The following is a 16,566-nucleotide window of genomic DNA, read 5'->3' on the forward strand; positions in this document are numbered from 1 at the left end:
CTGAGACCTCACGTACGCCGGCTGTCCCCGCAAGCCAGGTGCCTGCGTGCCCGGACGCCTGCGTCACAGGCAAACCCTTCTGCTCCACAGAGCAAGCAGCCGAAGCACCACCAGCCGAACCGACGGCACACCTCCACGCAACACCGCTCCCCCTGCTTCGCAGGACCCTCAAGCGTTCCCTCAAACGCAGCTCCATCGGAGGCACACCGTGAAGGAAATCCTGGACGCGATCCAATCGCAGGACAGCACGGCCGCGGACTTCGCGGCGCTGCCCGTCCCCGAGTCGTACCGCGCGGTGACCGTGCACAAGGACGAGGCCGAGATGTTCGCCGGCGTCGCCAGCCGCGACAAGGACCCCCGCAAGTCCCTCCACATCGAGGACGTGCCGGTCCCCGAGCTCGGTCCGGGCGAGGCCCTGGTCGCGGTCATGGCCAGCTCGGTCAACTACAACTCCGTGTGGACGTCGATCTTCGAGCCCGTCTCGACCTTCGGCTTCCTGGAGCGCTACGGCAGGCTCAGCGACCTCACCAAGCGCCACGACCTGCCCTACCACGTCATCGGCTCCGACCTCGCGGGCGTCGTCCTGCGCACCGGCCCCGGCGTCAACGCCTGGCATCCCGGCGACGAGGTCGTCGCGCACTGCCTCTCGGTCGAGCTGGAGTCCTCCGACGGCCACAACGACACGATGCTCGACCCCGAGCAGCGCATCTGGGGCTTCGAGACCAACTTCGGCGGCCTGGCCGAGGTGGCACTGGTGAAGTCGAACCAGCTGATGCCGAAGCCGGACCACCTCAGCTGGGAGGAGGCCGCGGCCCCCGGGCTGGTCAACTCCACCGCGTACCGCCAGCTCGTCTCGCGCAACGGCGCCGGGATGAAGCAGGGCGACAACGTCCTGATCTGGGGCGCCAGCGGCGGACTCGGCTCCTACGCGACGCAGTTCGCCCTGGCCGGCGGCGCCAACCCGATCTGTGTCGTCTCCAGCGACCAGAAGGCGGAGATCTGCCGGAAGATGGGCGCCGAGGCGATCATCGACCGCAACGCCGAGGGCTACAGGTTCTGGAAGGACGAGCACGAGCAGGACCCGCGCGAGTGGAAGCGCTTCGGCAAGCGCATCCGCGAACTGACCGGCGGCGAGGACGTCGACATCGTCTTCGAGCACCCGGGCCGCGAGACCTTCGGCGCGAGCGTGTACGTGACCCGCAAGGGCGGCACGATCGTTACCTGCGCGTCCACGTCCGGCTACACCCACGAGTACGACAACCGCTACCTGTGGATGTCGCTGAAGAAGATCGTGGGCTCGCACTTCGCCAACTACCGCGAGGCGTGGGAGGCCAACCGCCTCGTCGCCAAGGGGAAGATCCACCCGACACTGTCGAAGGTCTACGCCCTGGAGGACACCGGCCAGGCCGCGTACGACGTGCACCGCAACCTCCACCAGGGCAAGGTCGGCGTCCTGGCACTCGCCCCGCGCGAGGGGCTGGGTGTGCGCGACGAGGCGATGCGCGAGCAGCACATCGACGCCATCAACCGATTCAGGGACATCTGACATGACCGGCCGTCAGAAGGACCGCCCCTGGCTCATGCGGACGTACGCCGGCCACTCGACCGCCGAGGCGTCCAACGAGCTCTACCGGCGCAACCTCGCCAAGGGCCAGACGGGCCTGTCGGTCGCCTTCGACCTGCCCACCCAGACGGGGTACGACCCCGACCACGTCCTCGCCCGCGGCGAGGTCGGCCGGGTCGGCGTGCCCGTCTCGCACCTCGGTGACATGCGCCGGCTGTTCCAGGACATCCCGCTGGAGCAGATGAACACCTCCATGACGATCAACGCCACCGCGATGTGGCTGCTGGCGCTCTACCAGGTCGTCGCGGAGGAGCAGGGCGCCGACGCGGACAAGCTCCAGGGCACCACGCAGAACGACATCGTGAAGGAGTACCTCTCGCGCGGGACGCACGTCTTCCCGCCGGGCCCCTCGCTGCGGCTGACCACCGACATGATCACGTACACGGTCAACCGCATCCCCAAGTGGAACCCGATCAACATCTGCAGCTACCACCTCCAGGAGGCGGGGGCCACCCCCGTCCAGGAGATCGCGTACGCCATGTCGACGGCCATCGCGGTCCTCGACGCGGTGCGCGACTCCGGTCAGGTGCCCGCGGAGAAGTTCGGCGCGGTCGTCGCCCGGATCTCCTTCTTCGTGAACGCGGGCGTCCGGTTCATCGAGGAGATGTGCAAGATGCGCGCCTTCGGCCGCATCTGGGACCGCATCACCCAGGAGCGGTACGGCATCACCGATGCCAGGCAGCGCCGCTTCCGCTACGGCGTCCAGGTCAACTCGCTGGGCCTGACCGAGGCCCAGCCGGAGAACAACGTCCAGCGCATCGTGCTGGAGATGCTGGCCGTCACCCTCTCCAAGGACGCCCGCGCCCGCGCGGTGCAGCTGCCCGCCTGGAACGAGGCGCTCGGGCTGCCGCGCCCCTGGGACCAGCAGTGGTCGCTCCGCATCCAGCAGGTACTCGCCCACGAGAGCGATCTGCTGGAGTACGAGGACATCTTCGCCGGATCGCACGTCATCGAGGCCAAGGTGGACGAGCTGGTCACCGAATCGCTCGCGGAGATCGACCGGATCCAGGACATGGGCGGCGCCATGGCGGCCGTCGAGTCCGGCTACCTCAAGTCCGAACTGGTCTCGTCGCACGCCGCGCGGCGGGCCCGGATCGAGGGGGGCGACGAGAAGATCGTCGGCGTCAACATCCACGAGGCCACCGAGCCCAACCCGCTCACCGCCGACCTCGACGCCGCGATCATGACGGTCGACCCGGCCAACGAGGCCAAGGTCGTCGCCGCGCTCCACGAGTGGCGCGACAACCGCGACGAGGCCCGCGCCACCGAGGCCCTGTCCGTCCTGAAGAAGACCGCCGCGGGCACCGACAACATGATGGAAGCCACCGTCGAGTGCGCCCGCGCGGGCGTCACCACGGGCGAGTGGTCCTGGGCGCTGCGCGACGTCTTCGGTGAGTTCCGCGCCCCGACAGGCGTGTCGTCCGCGCCGGTAGCGGTGACCGCGGAGGCGGGTACCCCGCTCGCGCTCGTACGCGAGAAGGTCGCCAGGACCGCGGCGGACCTCGGTGTGGGCCGGCTGCGGCTGCTCGTCGGCAAGCCCGGCCTCGACGGGCACTCCAACGGCGCCGAGCAGATCGCGGTACGCGCCCGCGACGCCGGTTTCGAGGTCGTCTACCAGGGCATCCGCCTGACGCCCGAACAGATCGTCTCGGCCGCCGTCGCCGAGGACGTGCACTGCGTCGGGCTCTCCATCCTGTCCGGCTCGCACGCCGAGCTGGTGCCCGACGTGCTGACCCGGCTGCGCCGGACCGGCGCGGGCGACATCCCGGTGATCGCCGGCGGGATCATCCCGCCCGCCGACGCCGCGGCCCTGATCGAAGCCGGTGTCGCCGCCGTATTCACCCCGAAGGACTTCGGCATCACGGAGATCATCGGCCGTATCGTCGACGAGATCCGGAAAGCGAACAAGCTCGACCCTCTGGAGGTCCCCGCATGACCGTGCCCGTGAACCGCCTGCGCCCGCGCCGCTCCTGTCTCGCGGTACCGGGAAGCAACCCCCGGTTCCTGGAGAAGGCCCAGGGCCTCCCGGCCGACCAGGTCTTCCTGGACCTGGAGGACGCCTGCGCGCCGCTCGCCAAGGAAGGCGCCCGGCACACGATCGTCGACGCCCTGAACAACGGCGACTGGACGGGCAAGACCCGGGTCGTGCGGGTCAACGACTGGACGACGCACTGGACGTACCGCGACGTGATCACGGTCGTCGAGGGCGCGGGTCCCAACCTCGACTGCATCATGCTGCCGAAGGTCCAGGACGCCCAGCAGGTCGTCGCCCTGGACCTGCTGCTCACCCAGATCGAGAAGACCATGGGCTTCGAGGTCGGGAAGATCGGCATCGAGGCGCAGATCGAGAACGCCAAGGGCCTCGTCAACATCGACGACATCGCCGCCGCCTCGCCCCGGCTGGAGACCCTGATCTTCGGCCCGGCCGACTTCATGGCGTCGATCAACATGAAGACCCTGGTCGTCGGCCAGCAGCCGCCCGGGTACGGCGCGGACGCGTACCACTACATCCTGATGCGCATTCTGATGGCGGCCCGCACGCACGACCTCCAGGCGATCGACGGCCCGTTCCTCCAGATCCGCGACGTGGACGCGTACCGCGAGGTGGCGGGCCGTGCGGCGGCGCTCGGCTTCGACGGCAAGTGGGTGCTGCACCCCGGCCAGGTCGACGCGGCGAACGAGGTGTTCTCGCCCTCGCAGGAGGACTACGACCACGCCGAACTGATCCTGGACGCCTACGACTGGTGCACCTCCGAGGAGGGCGGCAGGAAGGGTTCGGCGATGCTCGGCGACGAGATGATCGACGAGGCCAGCCGCAAGATGGCCCTGGTCATCGCGGGCAAGGGCCGGGCGGCCGGCATGGAGCGCACCTCCAAGTTCGAAGCTCCGGAGGCCTGATATGCAGTTCGGACGCACATATGAGGAATTCGAGATCGGTGCCGTCTACAAGCACTGGCCCGGAAAGACCGTCACCGAATACGACGACCACCTCTTCTGCCTGCTGACCATGAATCATCACCCGCTGCACATGGACAGCAACTACGCGGAGAGCACAACGGATTTCGGTAAGAACGTTGTCGTCGGCAACTACATCTACTCGTTGCTGCTCGGCATGTCGGTGCCGGACGTCTCGGGAAAGGCGATCGCCAACCTGGAGGTCGAATCGCTGAAGCACGTCGCGCCGACCTTCCACGGCGACACGATCTACGGCGAGACGACGGTCCTGGACAAGACTCCGTCGAAGTCCAAGAGCGACCGCGGAATCGTTTACGTGGAGACCAGGGGCTACAAGCAGGACTCCACTCTGGTCTGTGTGTTCCGTCGCAAGGTGATGGTCCCCACGGAGACGTACATCAAGGAGCGGGGCGGGGAACAGCCCGGCCGCCCGGAGCCGAAGCAGCCTTCGCAGAAGAACGTGGAGAAGTAGCCATGGCCCGACTCGCCCAGACCGCCGGCCTCACCGATGTGCAGCGGGAGATCCTCTCCACGGTCCGTGATTTCGTCGACAAAGAGATCATTCCGGTCGCCACCCAGCTGGAGCACCGCGACGAGTACCCGGCCGAAATCGTCGAGGGTCTCAAGGAACTCGGACTCTTCGGGCTGATGATCCCCGAGGAGTACGGCGGGCTGGGTGAGTCCCTCCTCACGTACGCGCTGTGCGTGGAGGAGATCGCCCGCGGCTGGATGAGTGTGTCCGGGATCATCAACACGCACTTCATCGTGGCGTACATGCTCAAGCAGCACGGCACCCAGGAACAGAAGGACACCTTCCTGCCCCGGATGGCGCTGGGCGAGGTGCGCGGCGCGTTCTCGATGTCCGAGCCGGCCCTGGGCTCCGATGTCGCGGCGATCACATCGAAGGGCGTCAGGGACGGCGACGGCTACGTACTCAACGGCCAGAAGATGTGGCTGACGAACGGTGGCACGTCCACGCTCGTCGCCGTTCTGTGCCGGAGTGACGAAGGCCACCCCGAGGGCACCGCCCCGCACAAGTCGATGACCACGTTCCTGGTGGAGAAGGAGCCCGGGTTCGGCGAGGTCCGCCCCGGCCTCACGATCCCCGGGAAGATCGACAAGATGGGTTACAAGGGCGTCGACACGACCGAACTCATCATGGACGGGCTGCACATTCCAGCCAATCGTGTACTCGGCGGCACCACGGGCCGAGGGTTTTACCAAATGATGGACGGAGTGGAGGTCGGCCGGGTAAATGTCGCCGCACGTGGCTGTGGCGTCGCACAGCGTGCATTCGAGCTCGGTGTTTCCTACGCCCAGCAGCGCCACACCTTCGGAAAACCGATCGCCCAGCACCAGGCGATCCAGTTCAAGCTGGCCGAAATGGCCACCAAGGTCGAGGCCGCGCATGCGATGATGGTAAATGCAGCGCGCAAAAAGGACTCCGGGGAACGAAACGACCTGGAGGCAGGGATGGCGAAGTACCTCGCCTCCGAGTACTGCAAGGAAGTCGTCGAGGACGCCTTCCGTATCCACGGCGGTTACGGCTTCTCCAAGGAGTACGAGATCGAGCGCCTCTACCGAGAGGCCCCGATGCTGCTGATCGGTGAAGGTACCGCCGAGATCCAGAAAATGATCATCGGGCGCCGACTCCTTGAGGAGTACCGGTTCCAGGGTTGATTGCCCCATTCGCGGTGATTTAGCCGCGAAGAAGATCACACCCTGTCATCCTCATCCGGTGCCTTCCAGACGTCCGACTCGGCTGCTGGCTTGCCCAGTTGCGGTCCGCAACCGATAACATCGCCGGAAAAGCCGCCGTCCCCCGTTGCCAGCGCGGCATCATCCGCTACGAAGGTCATCCATGCCCGACAGCCATACCTCTGCACCACGCGGCGGGGTCCGCCTTGCACGCGGAGCTTCGCCGTGGCTCCTCCCGACCGTCGCCACCGCCGCACTCAGCCTGTCCCGGGCCCGCAGGTCCGGGCGCTGGGCGGCCGTGGCCGTGCCCACCACCGCGCTCGCGGCGGGCATGCTGTGGTTCTTCCGCGACCCCGAGCGCGAGATCACCCAGGGCCGCGTCATCTCACCGGCCGACGGCGTGGTGCAGAGCATCATGCCGTGGAAGGACGGGCGCACCCGCGTCGCGATCTTCATGAGCCCGCTCAACGTCCACGTCAACCGCGCGCCACTGGCCGGCACGGTGACATCGGTCGAGCACATCCCCGGTGGCTTCGTTCCGGCGTTCAACAAGGAGAGCGAGAACAACGAGCGCGTTGTCTGGCACTTCGACACCGAGCTCGGCGACATCGAGATGGTGCAGATCGCGGGCGCAGTCGCCCGCCGCATCGTCCCGTACGTTCCGCAGGGAACCAAGGTGGACCAGGGCGAGCGGATCGGCCTGATCCGGTTCGGTTCCCGGGTCGACATCTACCTTCCGGAAGGTATCGATGTCGCGGTCGAGGTCGGCCAGGCCACCACCGCGGGGGTGACTCGCATTGACCGTGATTGATCCCGAGACACAGGCCGGCTGGGTGCCCGAGGCGGACGCCGAGGACGACGCCGAGGACATGCCGCTCTCAATGCGGCTGTCGATAGCGGACACCCTCACTCTCGGTAACGCCACGTGCGGTTTCATGGCGGTGTACTTCACCACCACGGGCATCCTCATCCCGCACCTCACGGGCAGCGACGAGAGCGGCATGGCCCGGCACTCCGCGGCCACCGCCGTGATCCTGATGCTCATGGCCGCGATCTTCGACCTGTTCGACGGACTCGTGGCGCGCAAGCTGCGTTCCTCGCCGATGGGCGCCGAGCTGGACAACCTCTCGGACCTCGTCAGCTTCGGGCTCGCCCCGGCGTACTTCGTCCTCGTGTACGGCATGGTCGCGGACGACGCACACCAGCGGGTCTCGGCCCTGGCGGCGATCGTCGTGCTGCTGGCGGTGGTGCTCAGGCTTGCGAGATTCTCCTGCGTAACCTTGAAGGACGGCATGTTCCAGGGCATGCCGAGCCCCTTCGGGGCGCTCACGGTCATCTCGATCGTGCTCCTGGAGCTGCCCTTCGTACCGACGCTGCTCGCGATCGTCGGTGTGGCGTGGCTGATGGTCAGCCGGGTCGAGTACCCCAAGCCGCGGGGTGTCCTCGCGGTGGCGATGCTCGGCTGGATCGTGGCCGCGATGGGCCTCCTGGCCGCTTGGGCGTTCGACGCCCCCGGCGGTCAGCTGCTGCTCCAGACCGGCTGTGCGCTCCAGGTGGTGCTGGGTGCGGTCATCCCGCTCTTCGCGACCGCCCGCCGGGTGAACACCTTCCGTGACAACCGGCGCGAGGCGCGGGCGGCACAGCTGCCGTAACGGCTCACGCACGTCATGCACGAGGGCCCGGATGCTCCCCGGCATCCGGGCCCTCGTGCGTTCCCCGGTCCCGCCGGGGGCCGGGCAGGGCCGGGACTACCGCTTGATGACCGAGCGGATCCAGGTGAGCTGCTGGGAGATCTCACCGGCCCCCGCCGTCGTCTCCCGGTCGGAGCCGTCGAAGACGCCGAGCAGGGCCTCCTCGCCACGCGGGCCGATGCTCATCACCGGGCCCCCGGAGTCGCCGCCCGCCGGGATCCCGGACACCTTCGTCATGCAGAAGTCCGAGCCGCCCGGCACGGTGTACCCCTCGCAGCGCGGGTCGGACGGCGGCAGGACCCGCAGGACCGACTGCTTGAGCACCGGAGACTGGCAGCTGTTCTCGTCCCCGATGCAGGTGGCGCCCCATCCGTACTGCCGTACGAGCCGACCGGGGCGGACGGCGGTGGCGGCAAGCCGCGCGGTGCGGATCCTCATCGGCGGGACCTTCACGAGCATCATGTCGGCCCGCGCACTTCCCACGCGGCCGTGCGGCACCGGGTGCACCGTGGCGCCCTTGCGCATGTCGAGGCTGCCGACCCGGAACGAGATCCGCTTGTCGGCCACCGCCCGCCCCTGCTCGAAGAAGCAGTGCGAGGCGGTGATGATCCACCGGGGCGCGATCGCCGTCCCGGTGCAGGCCGGGGTGCCGTCGACGAGCATGCGCACCGCCCACGGACCGTAGGTGCTCCGCGAGCCGCCGATCACGGCGGAGGCGGGGGCGGACGACATCAGCGCAGCCGTCACCGCCAGTAAGGCGGTCAGCAGCGATACACGAACACGACGAACCATTCGGAACAGCTCCTCCGGTCGGGGCATGGGCGGCCGTACTGCTGGTGAGATACCCGGCCGTGCCGAAAGGTTCCGATTGGAACGAATGAATCGAATGAAGCCAATGACGCGAATGGCCCGATAGAACTTTCACGTTCAATCTCTTATCCGTAATACACGCTTCCGATTGCGAACACTCGGCCGAATATCGTCCCTCATTACCTCGGTCCCCCATACGGAGACTTCCGCTCTTTCCCCTCGGGACCGGCGGTACGGTGCGTGCGCGGAAGCACCACCGGCCCGGCGGGCCGGCGGGACCGGAATGAGGGGGAGTTCAGCGGATGTCGGACTGGCCACTGGCGATCGGTGTACTCGGCACCCTGGCGATGCTGTTCTTCTTCTGCGCCGGTGACCGGCTCGTCGGAAGCGCGGGCGGGCGCACCCCCTGGGGCATCCTCGGGTTCCTCGTCTCGCAGATGGTGGAGAAAGGGATCTGGGTCTTTCCCGGTTCCACTCCCGCCTGGTACGGGCCGTCGACCTACGTCTCCGCGGTGGTGGCCGGCTTCGTGGGCTTCGCACGTCTCCAGCTGACCAACGCGGAGCAGCGCGCCAACCCGGAGAACAATCCGCCGGCGGCGAACGAGCGGGCCGCTGCCGGCGCGGACCGGCTGCGGAGCTACGCGGTGTCGGACGATCTGACGGTCCTGGACTCGGCCGTGGACGACTTCCGCGCGGCGGCCCGCCAGAGCGTGGGACACGCCAACCACCTCGGCCACGTCACCGGCCTCGTCCGGGCATCGCGCATGCGGTACGAGCGGCTCGGGCGGCTCCAGGACCTGGACGAGGCCGTCGAGGCCGGAGAGCGGGCCGAACGGGCCCGGGGCACCGGCCAGGCGCGCGGCCGGATGCTCTGCCAGCTCAGTACCGCATTACGCCTGCGCTACGACCACCTCGGCGCTGCGGACGATCTGGCGCGGGCCGTAGCCGCCGGACGCGAGGCCGTCCGGCTCGTCCCCTCCCGCAGCCCTCACTTCCCCGGTACGTGCGGCCAGTTCGGCGCCGCCCTGCACAGCGAGTACCTGCGCACCGACGACCTGGACGTCCTGGAACAGGCCGTCGCCCAGGTGTCGGCCGCGGCGGACTGGGCCGACAGGCGCGGCTACCGGCGCGCGGCGGACCGGGCCACCCTCTGCTACCTGCTGGTGCAGCGGGGCAAGCGGACCGGGAGCCTCGTGGACATCGACCGGGCCGTACGGACGGGGCGGGAGGCGCTGGAGACGACCGCGCCGGGCGAGGCGCTGCACGGGACGTGCCTGAGTAACCTCGGCCTCGCGCTGCGCACCCGGCACCGGCTGCGGGCGGGCGCCGAGCTCCATCCGGCCACGGACGACCTGGACGAGGCGGTCGGCCTGGGCGAACGCGCCCTGGCCACGGCGCCGGCGGACGCCCCCGAAAGGGCGGTGTACCAGGTCGTCGCGGCCCTGGCCCTGCACGACCTCGGCCGGTACGGCACGGCCGGCGGGCCCGGCGATCCCGGCGGCGGCGCGGACTCCGCCGGCCGTGCCGTCCGTCCCGGGGGGCCCGATCCGGCCCTCGACGCGGCACGGGCCGCGGCGACCCATCCGAGGGCCGACGTCCCCACGCGGATGCGGGCCGGGCTGCTCTGGAGCGATATCGCCGCCTCAGGTGCCCGCTACCGGGAGGCCATGACTGCGTTCGAGACCGTCATCGCACTCCTGCCCCGGCTGGCCGGCCGCGAGCTGCGCCGGGCGGACCAGGAGGACCGCCTCGGCCGGTACAGCGGCATCGCGGCGGACGCGGCCGCCTGCGCGCTCTTCGAGGGAGAGCCCGAGCGGGCGGTGGCGATGCTGGAGCTGGGGCGCGGTGTGCTGCTGTCGCGGGAGCTGGATCTGCGCGCCGACATCGGTGAGCTCCGGGCACAGAACCCCTCGCTGGCGCGGGAGTTCGAGGATCTGCGGACGGCCCTCGCCGAGGGGCGCGCCGAACCGCCCGTGGCCGGCGCCGCGGACTCGCGCTCCCGGCGGCGCGAGGAGGGCGAGCGCTGGGACGTGCTGCTGCGCGAGATCCGCTCGCTCGACGGGCTGGCGGACTTCGCGGGGCCGCCCTCCCCCGAGCGGCTGCTCGCCGGGGCGGCGGAGGGTGCCGTGGTGTACCTCAACGTGAGCCGGTTCCGCTCCGACGCGGTCATCATCGCCCCCGACGGCATCCGTTCCGTCCCGCTGCGGGTCACCCCGGACGAGGCCGAGGACCGGCGGCGCGCGCTGGACGCCGCGCTGGCCTCGCGGGACGAGGCCGAGGACGGGGCGGCGCGGGCGGCGGCGGTGCACGAGGTGCTCGGCTGGCTGTGGGACGCCTTGGCCGAGCCCGTCCTGAACGCCCTGAAAGATCTGCACGCGGCACATCGCGGTCCGCAGCCGCCGCGCGTGTGGTGGGTGCCCACCGGACCCCTCGCGCTGCTGCCCGTGCACGCGGCGGGGCACCGCGGCGGCACCCGTTCCCTGCTCGACCGGGTGATCTCGTCCTACACGCCCACGGTGCGGTCCCTGGCCACCGCCCGGAGCGCCCGGACCGCCGAAGTCCCGGCCGCCCGCCGCCGGGTGCCCCTCGCCGTAGCGATGTCCACCACCCCGGAGGCAGGGCCACTCTCCGGGGCGAAGGCGGAGGCCCGGATGGTGCGGGGGCTGTTCCCCGGGACCGTACACCTCAGCGGCCCGGAGGCGACCAGGGAGCGGGTCCTGAGCGCGCTGCCGGACCATGCCTGGGCGCACTTCGCCTGCCATACGGCGACCGATCCCGACGTCCCGTCACGCAGCGGGCTGCTCCTGCACGATCACCGGCGACGGCTGCTGACCGTCGAGGACGTGTCCCGGCTGGAGCTGGGCAACCCCGAGCTCGCCTATCTGTCCTCGTGCGACACCGCCCGCACCGCGCCCCGCCATGCCGACGAGGCCATCCATCTGGCCTCGGCCTTCCAACTGGCGGGCTACCGGCAGGTCATCGCGACGCTGTGGCGGGTGGAGGACGAGGTCAGCGCGGTGTTCGCCGAGAACGTCTACACGGAGCTGGCCGAGGCGGTGCGGTCCGGCGCACCCGTCGACGCGGCGGCCGCGGTACGTCGCGCCACCCTGGCGGTCCGGGAGCTGTGCCCCAACCTGCCTCAGTTCTGGGCAAGTTATCTGCACGTCGGCTGCTGAGGGGCGGGGCCCGGCGGCTCAGTGCGCGGTCGCGGCTCAGCCGGACGATTCGGGCGCCCCGGGCGGCGGCACCGAGGGCTCACCGGGCTCCGGCGTCCCGGCGCCCGCGCCGTCTCCTTCCCGGGGCGGGAAGGAGACCCCTGCAGGATCCGAGGGGCCCCGGGTCGGTTCGGGCATGGCGAGGGCCGGGGTGTGCCCCCGGAAGTCCCCGCCGCCCTTCCGGCGCAACTTCTTCTCGAATTCGGTCAGTTCCGGCTCTTCGGCCCGGGGCGCGGTCATTCGGGCTCCTGCGTGGTCCGGGCGGCCGGGACGGCGGCCGCCGGGGGGGCGGGGGGTGCGGCGGCGGTGGGCGGGGACAGGAGTTCCAGCACGTCGGTGTCCGCCGCCCTGATGTGGATGCCCGCGCTGTCCCGGACGGGCCGGACGAAGCTGCCGTCCGGCCTCATCAGCCAGGCCGATTCGAGGTAGACCTCGGGGGCCTGCGGATACGAGGTGGCGTACGAGCGGCTCCCGTACCAGCCGCCCACCCAGGCGCCGTCACGCAGCCGCATGCGTACGAAGCAGGGGCCGGAGCGGCTGAACAGGTGGTCCCAGGCAGTGGGTGTCGAACGGTAGCGCGCGGGCCGCCGGCGCCGCTGCCACCAGGTGACGCCGGCCGCGGCCACCGCCGGCACGACGACGAACAGCACCAGGGCCAGCAGCCCGGCCGACCGGGGCTGCTGCGCCACGGACTCCCGGCCGCCCGCACCCGCGTGCCGGGCGAAGCGCACCAGCCGGGGCCCCGCCGCGATCAGGTACAGGGTGTCGAGCACGACGGACGCCGCCACGGCCCGCAACACCCTTTCGCCCAGGTCGCGTTCGCCGGGCACCGGGCCTCGCCAGCGCTCCCGCAGGAACTGGTAGGTGACTCCCGGCAGGACGAACAGCACCAGGAGGGCGATCTGGAGCGGGGTGGACGGGGACTGCCCCATCACATGCCCCGCAGGCCCTCGGAGGGATCGTGCGCGATCAGTCTCGCCCGCCTCGCGCGCAGCCCCAGCAGGACGGCCGCCACCAGCGTCGAGATCGCCACCCAGGGCCGCGCGTGCACGATCAGCGCGGCCGTCTGCGACTGCCGGTAGAAGGCCAGCGTCACCAGCAGCCCGCCGATGAGCCACAGGGCCCCCGACAGGCGCCTGGGCGCGCTCATCTCCCCGAGCAGCAGCAGCGCTCCGGTCAGGGCGGTGACCGCCACCCCCAGCGTGTACGGATCGGTGGCCAGGAGCACCCGGTACTCGCCGATGTTCAGCAGGGCCAGGATCGCCAGCCACTTGGCCCGGCCGAAGCCGATGAGGGGCGACAGGACGACGAGGGCCAGCACCAACCCGTACACGACGGACTCCGGTACCTGCATGACTCGCCTCCCCCGGCCCGTTGTACGCCCTTGAGCGTCCTGCCGGAAATGCTAGTCACGCCAGGGGAACATCGCGGTCCCTCGTTCGGGTGATTGCGCTGTCGGAAGGTTTTCGGCCACCGGGCCGGCTCGCAACGTCACGGACGCCCCGGAGCCGCCGGACGGCACCCTCAGAGCCGGCGCAGCGCGGCCTCGACACTGTCTCCGCCGTGGCTGTTGAACGCGATGGCGGCCTGGGGAGCATGACGGCGGATCAGGTTCACGATCTGCTCGAAGAGCGGCAGCAACTGCTCCGCCTTGCGGATGCCGCCCCCGATCACCACCACGTCCCAAGGACGCCTGGACAACGAGGCGACGAGGGCGGCCTCGGCCGCTTCGCCGAACACGACCAAGGTCATGGCCGCCTCGATGCCGTGTCCGGCGAAGCGGGCGAGCTCGCCGTCCAGTGCCGCGCGAAGGGCCTCCGCGTCGACGCCGGGTATCGCCTGTGGGTCGTATCCGAGGACAAGTGCGCTGGGCATGCGGCCACCCTACGCAGGCCGATCCCCCACCCCTCGACTCCTGCGTTTTTTACGTACTAATGCGAATCTTTTGCGCACCCACTGCCATTGCCGCGGCCGCGGCCATCACAACCCCGCGGTGCGGGCGATGTGACCGACCCGCGTCACCCCGAGGCGGCGCACATCTCCCTCGGTGGCCGACCAAGCACCGCATAATACGCACTGCACACAGGTTTGAGTCACGAATTTGAGTGAGCCAAGCAGAATTTTGCGCATCAGCATGGACTTACTTGCGGCACCACTCCTAGCCTGTGGGGCGTCCGAAGTGCCCCCACGAGCCGCAAGGACGACTGATAAGTGACCCCGACTCCCAGACGCCAGTTGCTCAGACGCTCCATATCCGCCTCTCTCTCGCTGGCACTCGCCGCGGTCGGCACCGCCGCCGCCGTGGTCCTGTCCAGCGCTCCGGCCGCCCAGGCGGCGGGGGTCCCCGCCCCCTCCCCCGTCGCGGTCCCCGGTCGCGGCGCGACCGTTCCGTTCAAGGAGCAGGAAGCCGAGTACGCGGCCACCAACGGCACGCTGATCGGCCCGAACCGGCTGTACGGCACGCTGCCCTCCGAGGCCTCGGGCCGACAGGCCGTGACGCTGGACGCGGTCGGTGAGTACGTGGAGTTCACGCTCACCGCACCGGCCAACGCGATGTCCTTCCGCTACTCACTGCCGGACAGTGCCGCCGGATCGGGCCGGGACGCCTCGATCAACGTGCTGGTGAACGGCGCATCGCCGAAGGCGGTGCCGGTCACCTCCAAGTACGGGTGGTACTACGGCGGTTATCCCTTCAACAACAACCCGGGCGATACCAACCCGCACCACTTCTACGACGAGGCCCGGACCATGTTCGGGTCGACACTCGCCGCCGGTACGAAGGTCCGGCTGCAGGTCTCCTCCACGTCCGCCTCGCCGTCGTTCACCATCGACCTGGCGGACTTCGAGCAGGTGGCCGCGCCGACCGCCAAGCCCTCGGGCGCACTCGACGTCGTCTCCGACTTCGGCGCCGACCCGACCGGGGCCGCCGACTCGACCGCAAAGATCCAGGCGGCCGTGGACGCGGGCAAGGCGCAGGGCAAGGAGGTCTACATCCCGCAGGGCACCTTCCAGGTCCGCGACCACATCGTGGTGGACAAGGTGACGCTGCGCGGTGCCGGCCCCTGGTACTCGGTGCTGACGGGCCGCGACCCCTCCAACCGGAGCAAGGCCGTCGGCGTCTACGGGAAGTACGCCCGGGACGGCGGCAGCAGCAACGTCACGCTCAAGGACTTCGCCATCATCGGTGACATCCAGGAGCGGGTGGACGACGACCAGGTCAACGCCATCGGCGGGGCCCTGTCGAACTCGACCGTCGACAACATCTGGATGCAGCACACCAAGTGCGGCGCCTGGATGGACGGCCCGATGGACAACTTCACCATCAAGAACAGCCGCATCCTGGACCAGACCGCCGACGGCGTGAACTTCCACTACGGCGTCACCAACTCCACCGTCACCAACACCTTCGTCCGCAACACAGGTGACGACGGACTGGCGATGTGGGCGGAGAACATCCCGAACGTGAAGAACAAGTTCACGTTCAACACGGTGATCCTGCCGATCCTCGCCAACAACATCGTGACGTACGGCGGCAAGGACATCACGATCTCCGACAACGTCATGTCGGACACCATCTCCAACGGCGGCGGCCTGCACATCGCCAACCGCTACCCAGGTGTCAACTCCGGTCAGGGAACGGCCGTCTCCGGCACCACGACGGCGGCCCGCAACACCCTGATCCGCACCGGGAACAACGACTACAACTGGCAGTTCGGCGTCGGTGCCGTCTGGTTCAGCGGTCTCAACGAGCCGATCAACGCCACCATCAACATCACCGACACGGAGATCCTGGACAGCTCCTACGCCGCGATCCACTTCATCGAGGGCGCGACCAACGGAGTGCACTTCAAGAACATCAAGATCGACGGCGCCGGTACCTACGCGCTGCAGGTCCAGTCCCCCGGCACGGCGACCTTCGACAACGTCGTGGCCACGCACATCGCGCAGTCCAACCCGATCCACAACTGCGTCGGCAGCGGTTTCCAGATCACCCGGGGCGCCGGCAACTCCGGCTGGTACTCCGACCCGCCGGCCTGCACCGGCAACTGGCCGGCCCCGGTGTGGACCAACGGCGGTGTGCCGCAGGGCGGCAGCGGCCCGACGGATCCCACGGACCCGCCGACCGACCCGACCGACCCGCCCACCGATACGGGCAACCTCGCCCAGGGCCGTAACGTCACCGAGTCCGGCCACGCGGACGTGTACAGCGCGTCCAGGGCCGTGGACGGCGACGCGAACAGCTACTGGGAGAGCACCAACAACGCCTTCCCGCAGACCATCACGGTGGACCTGGGGGCGGCCAAGGCCATCAAGCGGCTGGTCCTGAAGCTGCCGCCGGCGGCCGCCTGGGCCACCCGTACGCAGACCCTGAGCGTGTCGGGCAGCACCGACAACAACTCGTTCAACTCGCTCAAGGCATCGGCGGGTTACACCTTCAATCCGTCGAGCGGCAACAAGGCCACCGTCACCCTGACCGGCACGTCAACGCGCTATCTGCGGCTGACGTTCACCGGCAACACGGGGTGGCCCGCCGCGCAGCTCTCCGAACTGGAGGCCTACACCAGCTGACCGG

The 16,566-nt window shown here is 69.6% G+C and carries 14 protein-coding genes; 9 read left to right on the forward strand and 5 right to left on the reverse strand.

The window, feature by feature from the left end; translation table 11 throughout:
- Nucleotides 1-208 precede the first annotated feature (208 nt).
- From ccrA to pssA, 7 genes are all read left to right on the forward strand, one after another.
- Nucleotides 209-1,546, forward strand: coding sequence for a crotonyl-CoA carboxylase/reductase (gene ccrA / locus EDD93_RS37260; RefSeq protein ID WP_123531069.1), 1,338 nt, complete (start codon nt 209-211; stop codon nt 1,544-1,546).
- A 1-nt stretch (nt 1,547) separates the two neighbouring features.
- On the forward strand, nt 1,548-3,560 hold the full coding sequence (locus tag EDD93_RS37265; RefSeq protein WP_123531071.1) for a protein meaA: 2,013 nt from the start codon (nt 1,548-1,550) through the stop codon (nt 3,558-3,560).
- Entirely contained in the window at nt 3,557-4,522 is a 966-nt protein-coding gene (locus EDD93_RS37270; RefSeq protein WP_123531073.1) for a CoA ester lyase, read from the forward strand. Before EDD93_RS37265 ends, EDD93_RS37270 begins: the two co-directional genes overlap by 4 nt.
- Nucleotide 4,523: 1 nt before the next feature.
- Nucleotides 4,524-5,051, forward strand: coding sequence for a MaoC family dehydratase (locus EDD93_RS37275; RefSeq protein WP_123531075.1), 528 nt, complete (start codon nt 4,524-4,526; stop codon nt 5,049-5,051).
- 2 nt (nt 5,052-5,053) lie between these two features.
- Complete coding sequence (locus EDD93_RS37280; protein WP_123531077.1) at nt 5,054-6,259, forward strand: acyl-CoA dehydrogenase family protein; 1,206 nt, start codon at nt 5,054-5,056, stop codon at nt 6,257-6,259.
- Nucleotides 6,260-6,440: 181 nt separating this feature from the next.
- Nucleotides 6,441-7,088: a phosphatidylserine decarboxylase gene (locus tag EDD93_RS37285; protein WP_024489890.1), complete on the forward strand. Its 648-nt coding sequence runs from the start codon at nt 6,441-6,443 to the stop codon at nt 7,086-7,088.
- Entirely contained in the window at nt 7,075-7,929 is an 855-nt protein-coding gene (gene pssA / locus EDD93_RS37290) for a CDP-diacylglycerol--serine O-phosphatidyltransferase (RefSeq protein WP_393608051.1), read from the forward strand. The genes EDD93_RS37285 and pssA overlap by 14 nt, the downstream gene beginning before the upstream one ends.
- Nucleotides 7,930-8,025: 96 nt before the next feature.
- Here pssA and EDD93_RS37295 read toward each other — a convergent pair whose 3' ends face one another.
- A complete protein-coding gene (locus EDD93_RS37295; protein ID WP_123531081.1) occupies nt 8,026-8,760 on the reverse strand; it encodes a trypsin-like serine protease in 735 nt (244 codons plus the stop codon).
- A 320-nt stretch (nt 8,761-9,080) separates the two neighbouring features.
- On the opposite strand from EDD93_RS37295, the gene EDD93_RS37300 reads away from it, so the two are divergent.
- Nucleotides 9,081-11,954 (forward strand): CHAT domain-containing protein, encoded by a 2,874-nt coding sequence (locus EDD93_RS37300; protein ID WP_123531082.1) that lies wholly within the window; start codon nt 9,081-9,083, stop codon nt 11,952-11,954.
- A gap of 36 nt (nt 11,955-11,990) precedes the next feature.
- On the opposite strand, the gene EDD93_RS37305 is transcribed toward EDD93_RS37300, so the two are convergent.
- From EDD93_RS37305 to EDD93_RS37320, 4 genes are all read right to left on the reverse strand, one after another.
- Entirely contained in the window at nt 11,991-12,233 is a 243-nt protein-coding gene (locus EDD93_RS37305) for a hypothetical protein (RefSeq protein ID WP_123531084.1), read from the reverse strand.
- The gene (locus EDD93_RS37310; protein WP_123531086.1) at nt 12,230-12,925 is read right to left on the reverse strand and encodes a DUF6338 family protein; all 696 of its coding nucleotides are present in this window, start codon (nt 12,923-12,925) and stop codon (nt 12,230-12,232) included. Before EDD93_RS37310 ends, EDD93_RS37305 begins: the two co-directional genes overlap by 4 nt.
- Nucleotides 12,925-13,347: a hypothetical protein gene (locus EDD93_RS37315; protein WP_123531088.1), complete on the reverse strand. Its 423-nt coding sequence runs from the start codon at nt 13,345-13,347 to the stop codon at nt 12,925-12,927. The genes EDD93_RS37310 and EDD93_RS37315 overlap by 1 nt, the downstream gene beginning before the upstream one ends.
- A gap of 170 nt (nt 13,348-13,517) precedes the next feature.
- Complete coding sequence (locus tag EDD93_RS37320; RefSeq protein WP_123531090.1) at nt 13,518-13,868, reverse strand: hypothetical protein; 351 nt, start codon at nt 13,866-13,868, stop codon at nt 13,518-13,520.
- A gap of 336 nt (nt 13,869-14,204) precedes the next feature.
- Between EDD93_RS37320 and EDD93_RS37325 the strand changes: the two genes are divergently transcribed.
- A complete protein-coding gene (locus EDD93_RS37325) occupies nt 14,205-16,562 on the forward strand; it encodes a discoidin domain-containing protein (protein ID WP_123531092.1) in 2,358 nt (785 codons plus the stop codon).
- Nucleotides 16,563-16,566: the final 4 nt, after the last annotated feature.

Source organism: Streptomyces sp. 840.1, assembly GCF_003751445.1.
Lineage (GTDB): Bacteria > Actinomycetota > Actinomycetes > Streptomycetales > Streptomycetaceae > Streptomyces.